22 protein-coding genes and 4 tRNA genes are annotated in these 20,413 nt (G+C 53.6%); 14 read left to right on the forward strand and 12 right to left on the reverse strand.

Going from position 1 to position 20,413, the window contains the following annotated elements:
• Positions 1–124 precede the first annotated feature (124 nt).
• The 8 genes from gdhA to tnpA all read left to right on the forward strand — a co-directional run bounded on the left by gdhA (position 125) and on the right by tnpA (position 7,662).
• Complete coding sequence (gene gdhA, locus BN4275_RS02720; protein ID WP_066453510.1) at positions 125–1,480, forward strand: NADP-specific glutamate dehydrogenase; 1,356 nt, start codon at positions 125–127, stop codon at positions 1,478–1,480.
• 85 nt (positions 1,481–1,565) lie between these two features.
• Positions 1,566–2,192, forward strand: coding sequence for an IMPACT family protein (locus BN4275_RS02725; RefSeq protein WP_066453513.1), 627 nt, complete (start codon positions 1,566–1,568; stop codon positions 2,190–2,192).
• A gap of 140 nt (positions 2,193–2,332) precedes the next feature.
• Entirely contained in the window at positions 2,333–3,346 is a 1,014-nt protein-coding gene (locus tag BN4275_RS02730; protein WP_066453516.1) for a deoxyguanosinetriphosphate triphosphohydrolase, read from the forward strand.
• A gap of 21 nt (positions 3,347–3,367) precedes the next feature.
• Positions 3,368–5,128, forward strand: a complete 1,761-nt coding sequence (dnaG, locus tag BN4275_RS02735) for a DNA primase (RefSeq protein ID WP_066453524.1) — start codon at positions 3,368–3,370, stop codon at positions 5,126–5,128.
• 15 nt (positions 5,129–5,143) lie between these two features.
• Positions 5,144–6,223 (forward strand): RNA polymerase sigma factor RpoD, encoded by a 1,080-nt coding sequence (rpoD, locus tag BN4275_RS02740; RefSeq protein ID WP_066453527.1) that lies wholly within the window; start codon positions 5,144–5,146, stop codon positions 6,221–6,223.
• A gap of 133 nt (positions 6,224–6,356) precedes the next feature.
• On the forward strand, positions 6,357–6,749 hold the full coding sequence (locus tag BN4275_RS02745; RefSeq protein WP_066453535.1) for an RrF2 family transcriptional regulator: 393 nt from the start codon (positions 6,357–6,359) through the stop codon (positions 6,747–6,749).
• Positions 6,750–6,755: 6 nt separating this feature from the next.
• Positions 6,756–7,025 carry an ATP synthase subunit I gene (locus tag BN4275_RS02750; RefSeq protein ID WP_066453537.1) on the forward strand — a complete coding sequence of 90 codons (270 nt, stop codon included), beginning with the start codon at positions 6,756–6,758 and terminating at the stop codon, positions 7,023–7,025.
• A gap of 178 nt (positions 7,026–7,203) precedes the next feature.
• Positions 7,204–7,662, forward strand: a complete 459-nt coding sequence (tnpA, locus tag BN4275_RS02755) for an IS200/IS605 family transposase (protein WP_066453539.1) — start codon at positions 7,204–7,206, stop codon at positions 7,660–7,662.
• Positions 7,663–7,769: 107 nt separating this feature from the next.
• Here tnpA and BN4275_RS02760 read toward each other — a convergent pair whose 3' ends face one another.
• The 6 genes from BN4275_RS02760 to BN4275_RS02785 all read right to left on the reverse strand — a co-directional run bounded on the left by BN4275_RS02760 (position 7,770) and on the right by BN4275_RS02785 (position 13,823).
• The gene (locus BN4275_RS02760; RefSeq protein WP_066453542.1) at positions 7,770–8,318 is read right to left on the reverse strand and encodes a hypothetical protein; all 549 of its coding nucleotides are present in this window, start codon (positions 8,316–8,318) and stop codon (positions 7,770–7,772) included.
• A 16-nt stretch (positions 8,319–8,334) separates the two neighbouring features.
• Positions 8,335–9,582 carry a putative glycoside hydrolase gene (locus tag BN4275_RS02765; RefSeq protein ID WP_066453543.1) on the reverse strand — a complete coding sequence of 416 codons (1,248 nt, stop codon included), beginning with the start codon at positions 9,580–9,582 and terminating at the stop codon, positions 8,335–8,337.
• A 65-nt stretch (positions 9,583–9,647) separates the two neighbouring features.
• Positions 9,648–10,250 (reverse strand): Rnf-Nqr domain containing protein, encoded by a 603-nt coding sequence (locus tag BN4275_RS02770; RefSeq protein ID WP_066453544.1) that lies wholly within the window; start codon positions 10,248–10,250, stop codon positions 9,648–9,650.
• A 30-nt stretch (positions 10,251–10,280) separates the two neighbouring features.
• Positions 10,281–10,946 (reverse strand): Rnf-Nqr domain containing protein, encoded by a 666-nt coding sequence (locus tag BN4275_RS02775; protein ID WP_066453546.1) that lies wholly within the window; start codon positions 10,944–10,946, stop codon positions 10,281–10,283.
• Positions 10,909–11,910, reverse strand: coding sequence for an RnfABCDGE type electron transport complex subunit D (locus BN4275_RS02780; protein WP_066453548.1), 1,002 nt, complete (start codon positions 11,908–11,910; stop codon positions 10,909–10,911). The genes BN4275_RS02775 and BN4275_RS02780 overlap by 38 nt, the downstream gene beginning before the upstream one ends.
• A complete protein-coding gene (locus tag BN4275_RS02785; protein WP_066453551.1) occupies positions 11,907–13,823 on the reverse strand; it encodes an SLBB domain-containing protein in 1,917 nt (638 codons plus the stop codon). Before BN4275_RS02785 ends, BN4275_RS02780 begins: the two co-directional genes overlap by 4 nt.
• An 84-nt stretch (positions 13,824–13,907) precedes the next feature.
• On the opposite strand from BN4275_RS02785, the gene BN4275_RS02790 reads away from it, so the two are divergent.
• Positions 13,908–14,480, forward strand: a complete 573-nt coding sequence (locus BN4275_RS02790) for an adaptor protein MecA (RefSeq protein WP_066453554.1) — start codon at positions 13,908–13,910, stop codon at positions 14,478–14,480.
• A gap of 1 nt (position 14,481) precedes the next feature.
• Here BN4275_RS02790 and rpe read toward each other — a convergent pair whose 3' ends face one another.
• Positions 14,482–15,141 carry a ribulose-phosphate 3-epimerase gene (gene rpe / locus BN4275_RS02795; protein WP_066454963.1) on the reverse strand — a complete coding sequence of 220 codons (660 nt, stop codon included), beginning with the start codon at positions 15,139–15,141 and terminating at the stop codon, positions 14,482–14,484.
• Positions 15,142–15,398: 257 nt separating this feature from the next.
• On the opposite strand from rpe, the gene BN4275_RS02800 reads away from it, so the two are divergent.
• The 4 genes from BN4275_RS02800 to BN4275_RS02815 all read left to right on the forward strand — a co-directional run bounded on the left by BN4275_RS02800 (position 15,399) and on the right by BN4275_RS02815 (position 15,789).
• A tRNA-Gly gene (locus BN4275_RS02800) sits at positions 15,399–15,472 on the forward strand.
• Positions 15,473–15,509: 37 nt separating this feature from the next.
• Positions 15,510–15,586: transfer RNA gene (locus tag BN4275_RS02805), tRNA-Arg, on the forward strand.
• Between the two features lie 4 nt (positions 15,587–15,590).
• Positions 15,591–15,667 (forward strand) — tRNA-His (locus BN4275_RS02810).
• A gap of 47 nt (positions 15,668–15,714) precedes the next feature.
• Positions 15,715–15,789: transfer RNA gene (locus BN4275_RS02815), tRNA-Gln, on the forward strand.
• A 143-nt stretch (positions 15,790–15,932) separates the two neighbouring features.
• Here BN4275_RS02815 and BN4275_RS02820 read toward each other — a convergent pair.
• From BN4275_RS02820 to BN4275_RS02845, 5 genes are all read right to left on the reverse strand, one after another.
• Positions 15,933–17,018, reverse strand: coding sequence for a tyrosine-type recombinase/integrase (locus BN4275_RS02820; RefSeq protein WP_066453557.1), 1,086 nt, complete (start codon positions 17,016–17,018; stop codon positions 15,933–15,935).
• Positions 17,019–17,142: 124 nt separating this feature from the next.
• Positions 17,143–17,547: a hypothetical protein gene (locus BN4275_RS02825; protein WP_066453558.1), complete on the reverse strand. Its 405-nt coding sequence runs from the start codon at positions 17,545–17,547 to the stop codon at positions 17,143–17,145.
• The gene (locus BN4275_RS02830) at positions 17,544–17,930 is read right to left on the reverse strand and encodes a helix-turn-helix domain-containing protein (RefSeq protein WP_066453559.1); all 387 of its coding nucleotides are present in this window, start codon (positions 17,928–17,930) and stop codon (positions 17,544–17,546) included. The genes BN4275_RS02825 and BN4275_RS02830 overlap by 4 nt, the downstream gene beginning before the upstream one ends.
• 617 nt (positions 17,931–18,547) lie before the next feature.
• Complete coding sequence (locus tag BN4275_RS02840; protein ID WP_066453563.1) at positions 18,548–18,853, reverse strand: hypothetical protein; 306 nt, start codon at positions 18,851–18,853, stop codon at positions 18,548–18,550.
• A 159-nt stretch (positions 18,854–19,012) separates the two neighbouring features.
• Positions 19,013–19,870 (reverse strand): DUF4393 domain-containing protein, encoded by an 858-nt coding sequence (locus BN4275_RS02845; protein WP_066453566.1) that lies wholly within the window; start codon positions 19,868–19,870, stop codon positions 19,013–19,015.
• A 245-nt stretch (positions 19,871–20,115) separates the two neighbouring features.
• Between BN4275_RS02845 and BN4275_RS02850 the strand changes: the two genes are divergently transcribed.
• Positions 20,116–20,391 carry a hypothetical protein gene (locus tag BN4275_RS02850; protein ID WP_066453569.1) on the forward strand — a complete coding sequence of 92 codons (276 nt, stop codon included), beginning with the start codon at positions 20,116–20,118 and terminating at the stop codon, positions 20,389–20,391.
• The last annotated feature ends 22 nt before the right edge of the window (positions 20,392–20,413 follow it).

The raw sequence follows: 20,413 nt of genomic DNA on the forward strand, positions 1-20,413 counted from the left end.
CAACTTTTGACTTGCTAAATTGCAAACAGTTTATTATAATAAACAACATAAGAACCGGATTGCCTGAAAAGGGGCGGGCAATTTGGTTTCTCTGGTGATTCTCTAAATCGGGAGGTAGGAATCTATGTCAAATTTTAAGAACAGCTACCTGCAGGAGGTCTACGACAAGGTCTACGACCGCAACCCGGCACAGCCGGAGTTTCTGCAGGCGGTGCGCGAAGTGCTGGAATCGCTTGAGCCGGTCGTGGAAAGACGTCCGGACATCGTCAAGGAAGGCATCATTGAGCGTATGTGTGAACCGGAGCGTATCATCCAGTTCCGCGTTTCGTGGGTGGATGACCAGGGTAAAGTCCAGGTCAACCGCGGCTGGCGCGTCCAGTTCAATTCTGCTATCGGCCCATATAAGGGCGGCTTGCGGTTCCACCCGTCGGTCTGTTCTTCGGTCGTCAAATTCCTTGGTTTTGAGCAGTGCTTTAAAAATTCGCTCACCGGCCTGCCGATGGGCGGAGGCAAGGGTGGCAGCGACTTTGACCCGAAGGGTAAAAGCGACGGGGAAGTCATGCGTTTCTGTCAGAGTTTCATGACCGAGCTTTCACGCCACATCGGAACCGACACCGATGTGCCCGCAGGCGACATCGGTGTCGGCGCACGGGAAATCGGCTATATGTACGGCCAGTATAAACGGCTCAAGAACGAATTTTCCGGTGTGCTGACAGGCAAGGGCCCCAGTTACGGCGGCTCGCTTGCCCGCACCGAGTCAACCGGTTACGGTCTGCTCTATTTCACCCAGGAGATGCTCAAATCGATGAAATTTGAGACGATGATGGGCAAGGTGACCGTCATCTCCGGCTCGGGCAACGTTGCGATCTACGCCACCGAAAAAGCCCAGCAGATGGGCGCTAAGGTGGTTGCGCTGTCCGATTCGCAGGGTTATGTCTACGATCCGAACGGCATCCAGATCGATGTTGTCAAGCAGATCAAGGAGGTCGAGCGCGGACGCATCTCTGAATACGCCAAGCGCGTTCCCACCGCCGAATATCATGAAGGATGCCGCCGTATCTGGAAGATTAAATGCGATGTGGCGCTGCCCTGCGCGACGCAGAACGAACTCGACGTGCGTTCGGCGCAGATCCTGGTCGATAACGGCGTGATGGCTGTTGCGGAAGGCGCGAACATGCCCTGCACGCCGGAAGCCATCGAGGTCTTTCAGAAGAACGGCGTCCTGTTTGGGCCCGCGAAGGCGGCCAATGCGGGCGGCGTCGCGACCAGCGGCTTTGAGATGAGCCAGAACGCCATGCGTTACGCCTGGACCTTTGAGAAGGTCGATAACCGCCTGCAAGAGGTCATGAAGAATATCTTCCACAACTCCTACAACGCTTCGAAGGAATTCGGGGACGAGGGGAACCTGGTGATGGGCGCGAATATCGCGGGCTTCATGAAGATTGCCGACGCGATGAAATGGCAGGGAATCGCCTACTGATACAGTGTGCGTCCCCGAAATATGATTTCCCGGCCGCCGGCAAACTGCCGGCGGCCTTTGGCGCAAAAAAATGCAGGAGGAAGGCATGGACGAATACACCACTATACGAAGCTACGCTGAAGACGAATTTGTGGAGCGCCGCTCCCGGTTCATCGGGGCGGTGAAGCCGGTTACAACCGAAGAGGAAGCGCTCGCATTCATCAATGAGAAGCGCGGCAAACATTGGGACGCCAGCCACAATGTCTACGCCTATATCCTGCGGGACGGGCAGCTGAAACGGTATTCGGACGACGGAGAACCGCAGGGGACCGCGGGCATCCCGGTGCTCGACGTTCTGCAAAAGGAGGGGCTCACCGACCTCGTGGTGGTGGTGACCCGGTATTTCGGCGGGATTCTGCTCGGCGCGGGCGGTCTGGTGCGCGCGTATACCCATGGAGCGAAGCTCGCCGTTGACGCGGCCGAGCGGATGCGCATGTGCGAATGCACCGAGCTGGAATTGGAATTTAGCTACGATCTTTATGGGAAGATCTCCTATCTTCTGCCGCAGCACGGCGCGGTCATGACCACATCCGATTTCGGTGTGGCGGTACGGCTGCAGGTGCTGCTGCGGGACTGTGACCTGGCGGGCTTTGAGAAGGCGCTCACCGAGCTGACCGCCGCGCAGGTGGCCCCGCGGGTGATCGACCGGCGCTGGGCCTGTATGAATGGGTAATGTTTTGTCGGTTCCTGTCGGTTGCAAGAAATTTTTGCATCCGGCAGGAATTTTTTTATTTGTGGCGTATATTATAATAGAAGCTTGGCTAAATGCCGGTATCAAGGCGTTCTATGACAGTTGGGAAGGGACGGGGAAAGATGACCATCCGTGAGCAGACCGAAGCGCTCCAGGAGAAAACTTTGTCAAAATACGCGAGCCTTCCCCAGCATTCCCGCGGGCGGGAACGCCCGGTTGCCGACTGCCCAATCCGTACCGCTTACGCGCGGGACCGGGACCGGATCATCCACTGCAAATCCTTCCGGCGGCTGATGCATAAGACCCAGGTGTTCCTCTCGCCCGAAGGCGACCACTACCGCACCCGCCTCACCCATACGCTGGAGGTGAACCAGATCGCCAAGACGCTGGCCGTGGCGCTGCGCCTCAACGAGGAGTTGACCGAAGCGATCGCGCTGGGGCATGACCTCGGCCATACGCCGTTCGGGCACGCCGGGGAGCGGGCGCTCAGGGAGGTCTGTCCCTACGGTTTTTCGCATGCCGCGCAGAGTGTCCGGGTGGTCGAGCAGATTGAAAATGACGGCGCCGGACTCAATCTCACCTGGGAGGTGCGCAACGGCATCGGCTGCCACTCCTATTCAAACCCATCTCCCGAAGGGCGGGCTGCAACGCTCGAGGGGCGGGTCGTCTATTTCGCGGATAAGATCGCCTATCTCAACCACGACATCGAGGATGCGATCCGCGCCAAGGTGCTTTCAAACGACGACATCCCCTGGACGATCAAGTACACCCTTGGCCGGACCAAATCCCAGCGGATCACCGCGCTCATCGATTCGATCATCCAAAATAGCGGAGATGACATCCGTATGGGCGGGGAAACCGCGGAAGCCTTCGCGGAATTTAACCGCTTCATGCACGAAGCGGTCTATCTGAACCCCGCCGCCAAAGGCGAAGAAGGCAAAGCGCAGGCGGTGGTGGGCAGTCTGTACGAATATTTTGTTGCCCATCCCGATGAGCTGCCGGACGAATACCGGGCGATCCGCGAGCGCTCCGACGAGCACCGCGCGGTCTGCGACTACATCTCCGGCATGTCCGACCGGTACGCGGTCAACACCTATGAAGACCTCTTCATCCCAAAATCCTGGGAGATCAAATAGAAACCGAAAGGAGCGCGCGCATTGATCAGCGACCTGTTTTTGCAGGAACTCAAAAATAACAGCGATATCGAGCAGATCGTCTCGTCCTATGTGCAGCTCAAGCGGCGCGGCAGGGTCTTAAGCGGCCTGTGCCCGTTCCATTCGGAGAAGAGCCCATCCTTCACCGTCTACCCGGACAACCAGAGCTTTTACTGCTTCGGCTGCGGCGCGGGCGGCGACGTCATCACCTTCATCCGCCGGATCGAGAACCTCGAATATGTCGAAGCGGTCAAGTTCCTGGCCCAGCGCGCCGGCATGGCAATGCCGGAGGATGCGCGGGACGATGGGATGGCGCGGATGAAAACCCGCGTTTTGGAGTTAAACCGGACGCTGGCTCGTTTTTATCATGCGTGCCTCGTCGACCCCATCGGGAAGCGTGGGCTTGACTATCTGCACGAGCGTGCGCTCACCAACAAGACGATCACCCGGTTCGGGCTCGGTTACGCGCCCGAAAGCTGGGACGCGGCCCTCAGGCATCTCAAAAGCAAAGGGTTCACCGACGACGAGCTGCTCGCGGCGGCGGTTGTTTCGCGCGGACGAAACGGCGGGCTTTATGACCAGTTCCGCGGGCGGGTGATCTTTCCGATCATCGACCTGCGCGGGAATGTCATCGGGTTCGGCGGACGGATTATGGGGGACGCGAAGGGACCTAAATATCTCAACTCCGGTGATACTCCGGTCTTTAAAAAGAGCCGCAACCTGTTTGCCCTGAATTTTGCCAAAGCTTCAAAACGCAGCGGACTTCTTCTCTGCGAGGGCTACATGGACGTTATCGCTGTCCAACAGGCGGGCTTTGACAATGCCGTCGCGACGCTTGGAACCGCGCTGACGGGCGAGCAGGCCCGCCTGATGGCACAATATACCGACAATGTCACCATCGCCTACGATTCGGACGGGCCGGGCCAGACGGCCACCCGGCGCGCCGTGGGCCTTCTGGGTGAAGTGGGCGTCAAGATCCGGGTACTTTCGATGTCCGGGGCGAAGGATCCGGACGAGTATATCAAGAAATTCGGCGCCGAGCGGTTCGGCCTTCTGATCGAGGGCGCTTCGAACGCGACAGAGTTTGAAATCGCCAAGCTGAAACAGAGTTACGACACCGATACGGCCGATGGTAAGGTGGGCTTCCTCAGGGAGTTTGTCAAGCTGATGGCGGGCGTGCCGAATGCCATCGAACGGGACGTCTATATCGCAAAGACCGCCGCCGACCTGGAGGTGGACAAAGCCGCGATCGCCGCACAGCTCACCTATGAACGCAAACGCGCCGCGAAAAAGCAGAAGCGCGACGCGGGCGACCTCAAAGTCTACAGCGAGGTGCGCACCCCTTCTCAGAAGCAGGATTTCCAGCGCGCCCGAAACATCAAATACGCGCTGGCTGAGGACAAGCTGCTTGCAATCCTCATGAAAAATCCAGATTATTACGAAGAGATCGCGAAACAGATCACCCTGGACGATTTTGTCACAGACCGCAACCGGGAGATCGCGCGGGTGCTCTTCGAGCGCCTGCAAAATGGGCAGTCAATCGAACTTGCGATGCTTTCCGCGTCACTTTCCGTCGAACAGATGGGCGTCGCTGCAGAACTGCTCAATTCCGTATCGGGTATGATGTTTGGCATCGAGGATGCCAATGCCTATATCAGCACCATTCTCAGCCACAAGAATATCAAGTCGCAGGATGAGGTCGCAGCAATGTCAGACGACGACCTGAAGGCGTACATAGCCTCGCTTGCGTCGAAAAAGAAATAGGGGGACACAAAAAGCATGGCGGATAAGAAGAACGTTTTACGGGACCTGCTCGAAGCCGGAAAGGCCAAAGGAAAGCTGACCACCAAGGAGATCAGTGACGCGCTTGAAGAGCTGGATTACGATGTGGAGCAGGTTGACAAAATGTATGACCTGCTCGAAAGCAACAACGTCGAAATCGTGGAGGATATGGTCACACCGGTCGAGGAGGATCTAAAGGATCTGGGCAAAACGGCCGACCTGGATGTCGCGCTGGCCGCGGAAGGGATCAATATCGACGACCCGGTCAAAGTTTACCTCAAGGAGATCGGCCGTGTTCCGCTGCTTTCGGCGGATGAGGAGATCGATCTGGCCGTGCGCATGGGCGAAGGGGACATTGAAGCCCGCAAGCGCCTTTCGGAGGCGAACCTGCGCCTGGTTGTCAGCATTGCGAAGCGTTATGTCGGCCGCGGGATGCAGTTCCTCGATCTGATTCAGGAAGGAAATCTCGGCCTCATCAAGGCGGTCGAAAAGTTTGACCACACCAAAGGATTCAAATTTTCGACTTATGCGACCTGGTGGATTCGCCAGGCGATCACCCGCGCAATCGCGGACCAGGCGCGTACTATCCGCATCCCGGTGCACATGGTTGAAACAATCAACAAGGTGAAAAAGGTTTCCTCCCAGCTGCTGCATAAGAACGGCCACGAGCCGACCGCGGAGGAGATCGCCGCTGAGCTCGACATGCCGTCCGACAAGGTGCGCGAGATCATGCGGGTTGCGCAGGAGCCGGTTTCGCTCGAGACCCCGATCGGTGAGGAGGAGGACAGCCACCTGGGCGACTTCATCCCGGATGACGACGTACCCGCGCCGGACGACGCGGCCTCCCATACGCTTCTCAAGGAACAGCTCTCCGATGTGCTCCAGACCCTCACCCCGCGCGAGGAAAAGGTCCTGCGTCTGCGTTTCGGCCTGGAGGACGGCCGCAGCCGCACGCTGGAAGAGGTTGGCAAGGAGTTCAATGTCACCCGCGAGCGCATCCGTCAGATCGAAGCAAAGGCGCTGCGAAAGCTTCGCCATCCCTCCCGCAGCAAAAAGCTCAAGGACTTCCTCGACTGATTCCTGCGCGCCGCGGCGCGTGGAAAAAACCGTCGGAGCGCCTCCCCTTGACAAAACGGAGTATATAGCGTATACTTTAATGTATATTCAAATGGTATACATTAAAATCCCGTCAACAAGGAGAAGCGGTTTTATGCATATAACTTTGGAAGCCGATTATGCGGTTCGCATCGTCAATTGCCTTTCACAGAACAGGATGCGCATGGATGCCAAAACCATTGCGGCCAACACCGGTGTCACCCTGCGTTTTTCGCTCAAGATCCTGCGCAAACTCGTTGCGGAAGGAGTGGTACGTTCCTACAAAGGTACCCAGGGAGGATATGAGCTTGCGCGGCCAGCCAGCGAAATCTCGCTGGGGGAAGTGGTGGAGATTGTGGAAGGCCCCATCACCATCAGCCGCTGTGTTGGTTCGGAGGATTTCCAGTGTACACGCGTGCAGGACGGGGAATGCCGTTTCAACAAAACCTATAGCGAAGTTGCGCAGATGGTGCGCGAAAAACTTTATAACGTACATTTCGGGGAGTGACGGGATTTGGATTCGGGGATGGTCATCGGCCTGCTTTTGGGGGTGATCCTTGCGGTGGAAGATGCGCTTCTGGTGCGCTGGATCATTAAAAAGGGTACCGAGCGGCCGGAAAACGCCTCCAAAATTGTAACGCGGGGATTTGCCGCGCGCTATCTTCTGGTCTTTGCAGTCCTGGCGATCGCCCTGCTCGTGCCCGGGATCAATCCGCTGGGCGTTGTGCTTCCGCTGATCGTTCAGAAAGTGGTGCTGGTCATTGCGGCAGCCGTAAAAAAATAGAATAGACGGAAAAAGGAACCGGTTATAACCGGTTCCTTTTTGCTTGTCAAGAAACCACCGACTATGTCGGTGGTATGAAAAAAGCTTTAGCGAGGAGGAGGAGATAAAAACTCCTTTTGGTGTAAAATGGGCTTGCGGTCTGGCAACTGCAAGGAACACCAAAAGGAGGACATTCGAAATGAATGACAGTAAAAGTTTAGCACATACAAGATGGAATTGCAAATATCATATCGTGTTTGCGCCAAAGTACAGGAGGAAAGAATTCTATGGGGAAAAGAGGGCAGAAATTGGGAAGATATTAAGAGAGTTATGTGAGTGGAAAGGCGTAAATATCGTAGAAGCAGAAGTATGTGAGGATCATATCCATATGCTTGTAGAAATACCGCCAAAGATGAGCGTATCAAGTTTTATGGGATTTCTGAAAGGAAAAAGCAGCTTGATCATTCATGAACGACACGCAAATTTGAAATACAAGCATGGGAATAGATCTTTTTGGTGCCGCGGGTACTATGTAGACACAGCGGGGAAAAACGCCAAAAAGATCGCAGAATACATAAAAAACCAATTGGAAGAAGATAAACTACAGGATCAATTAACGTTTAGAGAATACGAGGACCCTTTTAAGGGGAATAAGTAACAAGCTTTTGCAAATGTCAGACCGCATATGCCATTGCAATGGCTGCCAGTAACAGCGGGTTATACCCGCATAAGAAAAACCGCCGGCTATGCCGGCGGATTCTTATTTCAGTAATCGATGACATCGAATTCTCCGAGGTTCCTGGGGTCGTGCAGCGCACGCTTGAAATCGGCTGGATAGAAGCAGCCGTAATGGGTGCGTGCGGGATTCTCACAGAGCTTGTAAAGATTGCCCGCGAAAATTGCTCCGGGCACCGCCTCAAAGCCATAAACCCCGGTAAGCACCTTCTGCGGTATCTGGATGTTGCCGCCCCAGTAGACGCCCTGCAGGTCTTCGCCGGTAAAGGTGTGTACCGCGGCTTCAACCGGCGTGACGGTGCAGGCAAGAGACGCGGAGAACCTGCCGTTGGCCGAAAGCGAAAGCGCGAGAGGCGGAACCTTTTCCGCAAAGGAGAAGAACGCCATCATGCTGCTTTCGGGGAGCGGTTCCGCCTCAAAAGCGAGCAGCTGCAGATGAAGCCCATCCGGAGCAAAGCAGACGCGCGCCTGCGAATAGGGCTTGTAATCCCGCCGTTCGAGCGGGAAACAGGTGAGCTTTGCGACATGCAGGGATTCATAATCGGGGGAACCGTGGAAAAGCCGGACTTTGAACGCCATCGGTAAAATTCCTCCTTTAACCCGGGTAGTTCCCATCGGGGCTGTAAACGACATAATTCGGAATACCGCTCGCGGTGAGCGCGGAAATCTGTGCGGTTATATCTTCCGCCAGATAGGATTTATTATTCGTAAGCGAGGCGGTGGAAGTGTAACCCTGGATGAGCGCGGTGACCTGTTTGCCGGAAAGATTCTGAGAAAGCGCCTGCATCAGCGAACGGACTGTTTCACCCGGCGCAAGGATCGGGGCGCTGACCGAAAAATTATCCAGTATAAAGCTGTCTCCAAACTGCGCGGGCATTGCGCCGATGGTAAGGTTGTCGCCGGACACATCGAACGGGCTGCCGCCATAGTAAACGTCGTTGAGACCGAGTGCGGAGATACCGGAAAGATAGACCGAAACGTCCGCGCCGCGCGGGGTGAGGCGGGCGGACATCTCCTGTACAAAGGAGGCCAGCGCCGCCGGGCGGCTTTCAGTCGCGGCTTTTTCTCCGTAGGTGGCAAGTTCCAGCCCGCCGAACGCGACCGGAAAATTCACATTGTCAAGGAGGACCTGCTTTACCCCCATCGAAACCGCTTCCTCAGCGATCTCATAAAGATAGGCGCGTGCGGTATCGGAATAGGGATTGAGCCAGGGCTTGCCCCCAGACTCCCTGGCGTTGTCAAGCCAGAGCATTTCGGAGTTCATATAAGTCACGCCCGCGCCCGTCAGCGCAGAAGCCGCGACTGGGTCGCGGAAAGCCTGCATCCGGCCGATCGGAGCGATATTTTTCGAAACAAGGTGGCTGCACACCGCAGCAAGATCATACGCGCCGGAAACCTGCGCGCCGGTCTGAGAGACGCGCTCCAGGCCGGAACGGTAAAGGATATTCCCATTCGAGTCTTTAAGATCAAACAGCAGGGCATTTACCCCGGTGAAGGTGATTTTGTCAAGGAAAGCGTCAAGAGCTTCCAGACTGGAAAGCGCCGATACGGGCGCGTAAACCGCCTGTATCTGAGCGGGCATTGCCGGGACGGGCTCCGGTTCGGGTTCCGGTTCCTCCACGGGCGGTGCCGCGGCGGCGGCGCTGGATGCGGCGGGTTCATTCGGCTTGGAAAGCGGTTCGCCGGACAGAAAGTCCATGATGGGACCATAAGCGCTCCAGCCGATGAAAGCCAGTACACAGACCGCGAGGAGGATTCCAGCACCCTTGATGAGCAGGGAGGACGGGGAATGATAACGCCGGTACATGCGGCGGTACCGTTTGATTTTTATTTGCTTTGGCATGTGTTCACCGCCATTTCAGGATATCGTCGCACGGATTCGTGCAAAACCGGTCCGGGCAGGAGGAGTCAGGTCGGCAGCTGATGGCCGATGAGGCCGTAGATCGCAAGGGAAAGAATGCCCATATAGAGCAGCATGACCGGAAATCCCCGGAACGAACGCGGAACCTCAGAGAGCATGATGCGGCGTTTGCCTTCATAAATGAGCAGAAGGGCCAGCGTATAACCGATGCCTGCCCCCAGTGCGAAAGCAGCCGTTTTGGAAAAGCTGTAGACCGCGCCGAACGCAATGAGCATTGCGCCGAGCACCGCGCTGTTAAACGCGGCAGCCTCGATAAAATTCCGGATATGGTAGTGCAGGACCGGCAGAAACCGCCGGGAGACAAAATAAAGCAGCGCATAAACCACGCAGATGCTGCCGAGCGCGATCAGGTAACGCCAGTGTGGCTGTCCGATGAACGCGTCGTTCTGCCGCAGCAGATAGACGAACGGCCAGGCAAGCAGTGACGAAAAAACCGCGATAAAGGTCAGTGTCCCGCCGAAAAAGAGGATCTTTTTCGGGGAGGACATCATCAGGGTTCCTTTGCTGGAACCGAGTCCGCGGGTAAAAACCGCATTTTGCAGCACGATCGCAGTGAGCACGACGATCAGGAATTGATAGATGGCGTCCATAGAGTACCTCCGAATTCAGAAGGATTGCAGTCAGAGTGGAAGTGAAGTCCCGTGCTTTGGATTGTCGCGCCGGTAAAGCCACCAGGTGATCCCGCGCGAACAGAACCGGAAGAAAGCCGAAAAGATTGCCAGCAGCAAAAAGCCCGCGAAAGCAATCTGCACCCCGCCCAGCTTAAAGGGGACCGCGACCGGGACACCCCACACAGTGTTGTTGCCGAGCAGTTCGCGCAGCACACCGATGACCCCGAGCGCCAGCGCGAACCCGATGCTGTAGGTAATTGCGTCGACCAGCGCCATCCCGGGACGGTCGGTATCCTGTGCATAGCGGGCGCACAGGGTCGACTGGAGGGTATTGACTGCAAGGATCGGGAGATAGACGCCGAGTGAGTCGGTGACTTCCGGCGCGATCGGCAGAATGAGCGGCGTGCAGGCCACAACAAGAACCATCGAAAACATCGGATAGATCATTGCGCCCGCCCAGCGCGGGACTTTTGTCCCGATGAGCGCCGCAAGCAGCACTGTCGGGATCAGCGAACAAGCCAGGACAATCGAAACAGCCACGCTGTTTTTCAGACTGCTGGTGATCATGACGGCAAATGGGAGCGCCAGCCCGCCGACAAAGACGGGATTCTTTGAAAAGATCCCTTCCAGCCAGCGTTTATGCTTCCTGTGCTTTCTTAGCTTTTCGAGCTTCAAGATTTTTCCTCCTTATCACCCGGTGCAGGGATTCGTTGTACCGGTCGATGAGCGGCACAAAGGCGTTGGCGAAGAGGACGGCGAACGCCATACTTTCTTCAAAACCGCCAAAATAACGGAACAGCATGGTTATGAGCCCGGCGAAGATGCCGTAAACGGCCATTGAGGAGTCTCGCTTTGGGTTGGTGGCCGGGTCTGAAATCATAAAGACCGCGCCGAAAAGCAGCGTGCCGGACATCAGTTCGTAAAGCATGCTCTGCACGCCGTTGGTGCCGACACGTGGGAATAAAAACGCCACAAACGCGCAGGCCGCCAGAAACGGGATCGGAAGCTGCCAGCGCACCGTCCCGCGGAACAGGAGATATCCCAGGCAGGCGACGATGACCAGGATGCTGGTCGCGCCCATTGGGCCGGGATAATTGCCAAGGATCATCTCGGTGATGTCGTTGGTCGGAATGCCGCCGAGCTTCAGGACAAAGGCGGGATTCTGTGAAAGCTTGACCGCGACCTCTCCAAACGCGGGGATCGATTCAAACGGCTGCGGGTACATAAATACCTGATTCGGCCAGCAGATGGCCGCGAACGAGAGCCCCGCGGCCGCCGGATTGAAGAGATTGTTGCCGGTGCCGCCGAACGGATGCTTGACCACAACGATTGCAAAGAATGCCGCGGCGATCACCACGCGGTAGGGCACCGTGGCGGGCATACAGAGGGTGATGATGAGCCCGGTTACAACCGGGGAGAAATCGCGCGGATTGAGTTTTTTGCCCCGCAGCAGGGTGCAGGCCCCGTCGCAGAGCACAGCGGTCGCCACCGTGATGGCGGCGATCACCAGCACGCGCAGCCCGTAATATACCACGGCCGGAACAAACAGCACGAGCTGCAAGAGGATCATGTCGGCCATGAGGGTTCTGTTGCTCTCCTGATATCGGATATGGGGAGCAGGATGTTTGGTCAGCTTCAATGGTCCGCCCTCCCGGAATTCTCATTGTTTTTGTGCCAGCCGGAATTCGCGGCCGGGTCCCCGAGCACGGTGACCGGCTTTTTAGCGGTTCCCTCCGGCTCTGCGGGCTTTTCAACGGCAGCTTCCGGTTCTTCTGCGGCCGCATCGGCCGCTTTCGCCGCCCCTGCGGTGGATTCGGCGGTTTCCCGCTGTTCCTGCGCGTTTTCAACAAGCTCCTCCAGGCCGCCGTTTGGCATATCCGGCGCGCTTGCGATTTTTGCGGCAGGCGCTTTGACTTGTTCCCCCAGATTTTCTTTGGAAACAGCCGGTTCTGCCTCGGAAGGCTCCTTCGCGGCCAGTTCCACCTCGGTTTCAGCCAACAGGTCAACCTCCAGCGGCTCCTGTTTACTGTAGGAATCCTCGGTTGGCAAGGGCGGCGCGGCCATTTTTGTTTCCGCAAGGGCCTGCGCGAGCTCCTCAGCCGCATCCTGCGCAATCGATTCACCGATCGCCTGATCAAGTTTTTCGACGGTGCTGTCCATCAGCTCGCCAAATTTTTCTCCGGCATCCACGGCAGCGGCGGTGATTCCCACGCCCACGTCCTCGACCAGATCCTCGAGCTTACCGCCAAACTCCTGCGCTTTCAATGCGGCCTCCTGGAGTTTGCGCTCCTGTTCCCGCGCCTCGCGTTTTTTCTCTTCCAATTCGGCTTCCCGTTCAGCGCGCCGCGCCTCCCGCTGAGCTTCGCGTTCGGCCCTGCGTGCTTCACGCGCGGCCTTGCGTTCGGCGCGAAGCTGACAGCGGCGATCTTCACCCGCTTGCCACTGCGCCATATAGGTCTCGAAATCCGCCTTTTCATCCCTGGCCTGCGCCACGGCCGCCGCGCGCATTGAGCCGGCCATCCGCCGGAATTCCTCCTGGCCCTGCCGGATCGTTTCAGACAGGTCGAGCTTGGCGGGGCACATATAGCTGCAGGTGTTGCAGCCAATGCACATCTGTGCGTCAAGCGTGCGGAAATCCACAAACCGGTGCAGCTTGATGCTGCGATAGAGGAAGAAAGGGTTGAGCCCTTCCGGACAGACATGTACGCACCGTGAGCAGCCGATGCAGTTGAAATTCATTTTCTTTTCTTCCCCGCGGAATGCCAGGATTGCCCGGGTGGTTGGGGTGACAAGGGTGTTTTCGGTGTCGATGAGACTGATGCCGGTCATCGAACCGCCCACGATGACCCGGCTTGGGTCATCGATGAGCCCGCAGCGCTCCAGCACCTGGTTGACGGTCATGCCGAGAGAAACCTCCAGATTGGTGGGGTTTCCAACACAACTGCCGGCCACTGTGACAAACGCGGTGGTCTGAGGCTTGTTGTAGTAGACCGCGCGTGCGAGATGGAGGACAGCCCCCACGCCGACCGTCAGGACATCCTCGCCGCCTTCAAAAATCTTAGACGCCTGGTATTCGGCCGGATAGCGCCCGCGAATGCGTTTAACAGGGTATTCCCCAATCAGTTTCGGGATTTTGATCTCCAGGTCGCTCAGATTTTTGTAGACTGCGAAATAGGCCTCCTGCGCATCGACCGCGCGCTGCACAATCCGCAGTCCGTCTGCGGCCAGCTTCTGGTTTTTGAGCAGGGGGTTGAGCTGGCTGGAGATATAGGGTTCGTCGTCAATGGCGTCCCCGATGAGAATTTTCGGCGGATGGACATGGCATTCGGAAAGTTTATCCGCTAGCAGCCCGCCGTCGCGCTCATCGATGATTTTTGCCGAACGCGCGATGCTGATGATCTCCCCAGGCGTGAGCTCGTCAACGTCGGATACTGGTTCGCGGTCCATCTGGACGCCGATTGTATCCGCATTGAAAAACTCCCGCAGGTCGCGGGACAGCGCAGGTTCTTTTTGCTGCTGCAGCAATATTCCCTTGTATAAAAATCCTGCCATAAGAAGCCTCCGATAATCAAAGAATGATGCCGATCATATAGTGATAATGCGGCTGCCGACGGCGCCGCGTGAGGAGTGGTATGAGTGGAAATCAAACAAATCAGCCCGCGCAGGCTCCAAATCCAGCTTACCGAAGCGGATTTGCGGGCCGCGGGGCTCGCCTTTGACGAGATCGACTGCGCCGACCCGAAATCCCGCGCGCTGTTCCTGTCGCTTCTGGAAACAGCGCGGATGACGACCGATTTTTCCCCGCGCGCAAAGGTTTTCATCGAGGTGTATCCGGATGACGCGGGTGGCTGCACCGTATATCTTTCCGACCTGAGCCGCCTGAAAACCAAACGCTGGAAGGTGCGCAGGCCGGTTTCCGTGCCGGTGATCTATTCCTTTACCGATGTGGATACCCTGATAAACGGTTCGGTCAAACTGTTTCGCCGCTGTTCGCACCGCATCCGCAAAAGCGCTCTTTACCGGCTGGACGGCGGCTGGAAGCTGATGATCTATCCGCTTGATACGGTGGAAAATATCACCCTGTCTTTCCTGGACGAATATGCCGAACGCTGCGGGGAAGGGCCGCTCGCTGCGGCGTGGCTCGAAGAACATGGCGAACTGGTGGTGCGGGAAGACGCGGTGGACCTGATTTCAGCTTATTTCGGCTGAATCAGGCGCGTGAAGCGTTTTCACGCAGCGCCCTCACAGCGGAAAGGTAATCCGGTTTGCCGAACAGCGCGCTGCCTGCGACAAAGACGTTCGCACCGGCATTTGCCGCCTGAGAGATGGTGTTATTGTCAATGCCGCCATCCACCTCGATGTCCATCGAGATGCCAAGCCGGCTGCATTCGGCGCGTACGGCGGCGATCTTCGGGCACATATCAGACATGAACTTCTGCCCGCCGAAGCCCGGCTCCACCGTCATGACGAGCACCATATCAAGCTGGGAAAGATAGGGAAAAACCGCTTCGGCCGGGGTTTGGGGCTTAATGGAAACGCCGGCCTTTTTGCCCTTCTTCCGGATCGCATCCAGGACCGCCTGCGGATCGGATTCGCTTTCGAGGTGAAAGACGACAATATCCGCGCCCGCGTCGCAGAACTGCGGCGCATAGGTGAGCGGGTCGCTGATCATCAGATGGACGTCGAGCGGCAGGTCGGTCTTTTTGCGCAGGGAAGAAACCACCGGCAGACCGATCGAAATATTGGGGACAAAATGGCCGTCCATCACATCGACATGGACCATTTCCACGCCGGCCGCACGCATGTCGGCGACCTCCTGCCCAAGCCGGGTGAAGTCACAGGCCAAAATGGAAGGGGAAATTTTTACCATGATAAAATCCTCCGTGACAAGGTTTTTCCTGTATAAAAAGCCAGAAAACAGCGCAAAACGCATAATAAGGCTCATATAGTATAGCGTAAAATGCCGAGAATTGCAAGAAAATCGCCCCCAGCCCCCCAGAATTCACAGGTGGTTCATGTTTTGGCAACAACGGGGAAACAGCCCCGAAACAATGCTGAGAAATAAAGGAAAACCCTATTGACAAGTGCGTCACGATTTGGTAAAATAAAATGCGTCGCTGAAAGCCTGCGGGTGTAGTTCAATGGTAGAATGTCAGCCTTCCAAGCTGAACACGTGGGTTCGATTCCCATCACCCGCTCCAATTCCAGGCAAGAGCAAATCAGGCGACTGTAAAGTCTGCGCCAATAGCTCAGCTGGATAGAGCAACTGCCTTCTAAGCAGTAGGTCAGGGGTTCGAGTCCCTTTTGGCGCGCCATATGGTGGATGTAGCTTAGTTGGTTAAAGCGCCAGTTTGTGGCACTGGAGATCGTGGGTTCGAATCCCATCTTCCACCCCATTAAAAAAGAATTCCCCGGCCGCATCGCGGGCGGGGAATTTCTGAATTGGGCCATCGTCAAGCGGTAAGACACAGCACTTTGACTGCTGCATTCGCTGGTTCGAATCCAGCTGGCCCAGCCATTGTAAAGTCTCGTAGAATGCCTTTTTATGGGGTTCTGCGAGGCTTTTTTATTTTCGTATCAACATGAAAAAGTGCTAATTAACCCGTTATAAAACATCCCTTATGTCGTATAAGTGTCGTATTCGGTTGGATAAAAAATGAGCTATAAGCCCATGCTTTTTCTTAGAACATCAAGATCATTATGCACGTAGATTTTTGCAGTAATCCCAATGTCTGAATGCCCCATCACTTTTTGTATAGTATACACGTCCGCACCCATTTCGCGCAAGAGGGTGCCAAAAGTATGTCGCAATTCATGTGGTGTCAGTTCGGGTATAGATAATGCTTCCGCAGCTTCATGCATGGCGCGTGAAAACCGTTTTGCATAGGTCGTTGGGCTTAGAAACGATTCTGGCCGCGATCCCTCAATAACATATCCTGAGCCCTTATGGGTTACCAGAATGTCCGCCAGCTCTTGGCTAATCGGTATATACCTCGTGCCGGACAGGGACTTTGTGGGCCCTTCTACGGTTTCATGAACAGAGGGGGTAACGGCAGCTCGTATATGTATTAAACGCTGCTTTGTATCGATATCCTCCCATTTGAGCGCTAGAAGCTCACTTCGCCGAATCCCGGTTTTTAAGAGGATCATAAAGTCGATTATTTCTTTTTCGCGAGCATATTCATAAAGCTTATCTGCTTGCTCTAACGTGTACACCTTTCGCCCTGATGGCTGATATGTGGACTTGATTTTCACATTCTTTGCAGGATTTTTATAACACAGGTCGTTATCGATAGCCGCGTCAAATATGGATCGCAAGATCATACGCAAAGTATCAAGCATATCCTCGGATAAATAGGAATACGAATTCAGAAAGTTTTGCACATCAATTTGTTTGACGCCGGATACATCGGCTTTTCCAAAATAGGGAAGGATATACTTTTCAAGCTTGACCTTGTATGTGTTTTGATAGGTGTAGGGCTTTACCGTTCCGCGTTTAGCTTCAAGCCATTGCAGCGCCCAAGCCCCAAAGTTTTGACGATTACCGGGCCCATCGCTTATGCCCGTCCGGTTCGCCACCTCCCGCTGGATCTTCCATTCCTCAGCCTGCCGCCGCGCGTCGTCTTTGCTAATGGAGCTGTAAAAGCTCTTGCGCAGCAGCTTGCCGTCGAGCGTCTTTCCAATGGTAATTTTGACTTCATACAGCCCGCCCGCGTGGTTGGGCTGTTCTTTTTTTGGCCGGGGCATCCGTTGCGCCTCCATTTCTTTTTTTCTATCCACGCGCTCCGCATGGAGCGCGACCCGTGGTGCCCAAACCTTATAAGCGACAACGGAGGATTTCTATCCACGCGCTCCGCATGGAGCGCGACTATTACCCTACGTCATATAGCCACTTTTCTTCCCATCGCAGCAACATCTTTTGATTGTGTTCCCATAGCTCATTTGGACTGGTGGGATACTTTGGTGTGGGTGTCTTTTTCTTACATTTTGGTTTGCTTATTTGAATGCTGGTTTCTGGAGAGGATTCCGGTTCTTCTCGCGGTGTCTCTTTCAGCGCCTTCGCGGCTGCTTCGTTCGCTTGCACTGTATCAAAATTGTATAAATGGTCATGCTCAATATGATATAATTCGTGGTCATAAACTTCTTTTTGAATGCAGTCTGGTAGATCGGCGTTGATATAAACTGAGAATGTGCCATCCGGGTTTGGTGTTGTTATGCCCTTGGCAGCAAGTGGCAAGCCGTGAATGTACCGAACAAAAACGGTTCCATCGCTCATTCCTGCCGTTCTTCCTCCTTTTTTAGAGCTTCAATTATTGCGACGGCGCGCATCACATCTTCTTTCGTGGCATTCTTCGCCAACGAGAAAAGCATCCGACCATCCTCGCGATTTTTGAGATATTCCAAATATTCTTGGAGCTCGTCGCTCTCTGTGGTGGCGAGCTCCTTATTATCAGTTTTACCTAATAGATAGGATGGGTTAACTTTAAGAATTCTAGCAATTGCTTCCACAACCGGTAATTTTATTGTTTCAATATTTCCATTCTCGTATCTTTGTATAGTTGATTTAGCAACGCCAATTTCATCTGCAATATTTTGGAGGGTAAGGTCCAGTTCTTTGCGACGTGCTTTAATCCGAGAGCCAAGAACAATGTTTCCCATTATATTCACCTCACAAGCTTGTATCCTTACAATATCACACTTATTTGCACTTTGCAACATATTTTTAAAATATTTCTTAAAAAAGTTGCACAGAGCTATTGACAAGGCATTTGAAAGCGTATATACTTAGGGCAAGATAAGTTGCATAATGCTACAAATTGGAGGTGAAAAATTGGTAAACACACAAAAACTTAAAGGCCGGATAAAGGAAATGAATCTAACTCAAGAGAATTGCGCAAAGGCGCTAAAGATCCGAACGCCTACATTTAATCAAAAAATCAATAATTTACGGCCCTTTTCTTTATCACAAGCGGAAATTCTGGCGAAATTTTTACAAATACCTGATGAGCAATTTGGAATCTATTTTTTTTATCAGTAATGTTGCATAACGCAACAAATGGTAATTATAGCTGTGCAAGGAAGATTCCAATGAAATCAAATTGTAATACCAGAAACCAATCGTGCTGTGGAGCTTTCGACGCTTAATAAGGAGGTGCAGGACACTGAAACCTAAAAAAGATGAAGTCACTTTTTTTGACCCAATATATGGAAAGTTTTGGAGAATAGTTGATAAGGTCTTACCAATTCTAGCAATTCTAATTTCCTTGGGATCAATTTTATTTAAAAGGTAGAAACCAGCCAATTACAGAAAGAAGAATTGCAACAATAGAAATGAATCGGTTAAACAAAATTTCGTGACGGGTTTCTTCGTATTGGTCAATTAGGTCAGAGCCCAAGGGTTCCATAGCAACATTTCCCGTCCCCGACTCCATAGTGAGATAACCGTCATCACACAGTTTTCGGACATATACATAATCGGCCTTTGGGAAAACATCCTTAACCTCTTGTGGAGAAACCCATTTCAAGTAATTATTTTTTGCTGCAATTTGGACAGCTTTTAGGGTTTCATACTTTTTATTCATAAGATTAACCCCCTTTTTTTGATTATAGCATCGCCGGTAAAAAGGAGCAAACAAATATTTAGTTATTTTATCACACAAGAAAACCGCCCATAGGGCGGCGAGGAGGCAATAAATTGGAATTTGTTCTCTGCATCGTTATTTCAGGTTTGGTTTCACTTGTTATGTCGCGCTTGTGCGCAGCCCGACATCTGAAACGGGTTGACCAATATTTAGATGAGACGGCCAAGCACTTGGAGAAGGTCCTTTTGGAAAGTCTGGATAGCAGACATAGAGAAAGAACTCTCCCAAGGTAGTTAAACGGGCAATTCCCTTTTTGATATTGACAGCTGAGAACGTGTCTGAGTTACTTACAATATTCTTGAAATTCAAAAATAGCGGTGTTTCATAAAATGCCTGATAAGCATCGGGAGAAACGAGATGAGTCTCAAAATCGATTTCAAGCAATCCCAAATGCCGGAGATGTTCCATAGAGACGGATTGCTTGTAAATATCAATTTCCTGTGGATTAGATAAAAAAATGATTGTATTCGTGGGAGCAGGACTCCCGTTCGGACGGCTGAACCAATATTTTGCAACAGGAAGGGTTTTCATTTGGAATAAAACCAAGTTTTGAGCATCCAAGGAAGAAAGTTGTCGGATGATCTCCACATAGGACGGATGTAAGACGACCGTTTTTCTTCGATCCAGTGCACTTGCTATGAGGCTGGCAAACATGTCCCTCAGCTCTTTTTCCTCAAAATAATATTTGGATGCTTCGAGAGCTGGCCCAACAACAGAGAGTTTGGGCTCGATCAGATCATTAGGAGGGATCGCACTAACATTTTGTGAGAGAGTTTGCTTAAATTCTTCAAGCGCCTGTGTGCGCTGAATGCGTTTCTTATCGATGTAAAGCCCGAATCCTCCAAATACAAGCTCCCAAATATCTGAGAGCGTTTTCCCTGCCGAAGAAGCGACGGGCACGGTAAGCTTATTAAGCGGTTCAATTACTGCATGGATAATTTCAGTCTTGTCCTCCATAAAATCCCTCCTTTTTTACATTCTAGCATAAACAAGGAAGACAAGCAATAAAAGCCGCCCATAGGGCGGCAGAAAAGGAATGATACACAATTGCGTATTTGGAAACGGCTGGTCGTATATTTCGAAGAGTTGGGCCCGGAGAGGATCATTACAGTAGCTGTGATATGTACGTCCATAAACATTCTGTTATTTCTGGTTCAATGGCATATGCGGCACTAATAATTACGAGAAAGGAGAATTAGAAAATGCTCAACCCACTAGCAATTCCAAAGCCCGTATCCGATAAGCTGGCCGAGCTTAATGAGCTGATAGAACGCAATCCGCTTTATATCCCGCTTATTGAAGCGGCACGATTTCTGGGGATGGACGACGACGGCCTTAGAGCCTCGATTGAGCATGGCGCCTGCCCGTTTGGGCTGGGCTGGAAGAAAGACATCCGGGGCAACCGGGCATTTAAAATCCCAACCGCGACGTTTTATCTCTGGTATACCCAGGGTGGTCCTTTTCGGTGGACAGCCTGACGGACAAGCCCCCCAAAAGAGA

The organism is Anaerotruncus rubiinfantis, from assembly GCF_900078395.1.
GTDB lineage: Bacteria > Bacillota > Clostridia > Oscillospirales > Ruminococcaceae > Anaerotruncus > Anaerotruncus rubiinfantis.